The sequence below is a fragment of the Butyricicoccus sp. genome (genome assembly GCF_050872565.1).
Taxonomy (GTDB): domain Bacteria; phylum Bacillota; class Clostridia; order Oscillospirales; family Butyricicoccaceae; genus Butyricicoccus_A.
Genome location: NZ_JBNMHC010000519.1, coordinates 1 through 1,091, shown reverse-complemented (window position 1 = coordinate 1,091; position 1,091 = coordinate 1). Strand labels below are relative to the sequence as shown.

2 protein-coding genes are annotated in these 1,091 nt (G+C 54.5%); both read left to right on the top strand.

The annotated features are described in order from the left end of the window. The coding region (locus ACR0P9_RS13055; RefSeq protein ID WP_432620830.1) for a YczE/YyaS/YitT family protein at positions 1 to 481 on the top strand (481 nt) is incomplete at its 5' end. Continuing rightward, the coding region (locus tag ACR0P9_RS13050; RefSeq protein WP_432620828.1) for an amidohydrolase family protein at positions 478 to 1,091 on the top strand (614 nt) is incomplete at its 3' end. The genes ACR0P9_RS13055 and ACR0P9_RS13050, both read left to right, overlap by 4 nt.

Below are 1,091 nucleotides of genomic sequence, written 5' to 3'. Positions count from 1 at the left end.
GATTCTCATTCTGCGCCGGAAATTCCAGCCGATTCAGCTGCTTCAGATTCCGCTGTCTTTCCTGTTTGGTTATTTTACAGATTTCGGTATGTGGGCGTTCTCTTGGGCTTCTCCGGAGCTGTATCCGCTGCGTCTGGTCAACATCTGCTGCGGAACAATCATTCTGGGTTTTGGCATTTCCTTCTGCGTCATTGCCAACACGGTCATGAATTCCGGTGAGGCATTTGTCAAGGCCATTTCCGACACCACACACAAGGATTTCGGCACACTGAAAATTTGTTTTGATGTCAGCTGCGTATGTATCGCACTGGTTCTGTCTCTGGTTTTCTTTGACTTTACCATTCAGGGCACCCGTGAGGGCACACTGATCGCCGCTCTGTGCACCGGTATTGTCATCAAGTTCTTCACCCCGCGTCTGCGTCAGCCGCTGGAGCGCTTCATCGGCTGCCATCACGCCCGCCAAGAGGAATTTTCTGCATGATTATTGATTTTCACACGCATACCTTTCCCGCCAAAATTGCCGCTTCTGTCATCGCCCAGCTGCAAAGCAAATCGCGTTCGATGGCATTTACCGATGCGACCAACGACGGCCTGCGCCGCTCGATGGAAAACGCCGGTGTGGATCTGTCGATCTTGCTGCCGGTCATGACCAATACGCATCAGGTCTCCAAGCTCAATGAGCTTGCCGCCCGCACCAACGAGCACTGGGAAGAAACCGGTCTGCTGTCGTTCGGCGGTATGCATCCGGAGTTCACCAATTACAAAGAGGAGCTGCGGCATGTCGCAGACATGGGCATCAAGGGCATCAAGCTGCATCCGGCATACCAAGGCTATGACTTTGACGACATTCGCTATCTGCGCATCATCGACAAGGCGACGGAACTGGGGCTCATCGTTCTGACGCACGCCGGTATCGACATCGGCATTCCGGAACACAACTACTGCTCAACGGCGCACATCCGCCACGTGATGCAGGAAGTCGCGCCGGATAAGCTGGTTCTCGCGCACATGGGCGGCTGGCAGGGCTGGCGCGATGTCGCGAACAATCTTGCCGGTCTGCCGCTGTATTTCGACACGGCATTTACGATGGG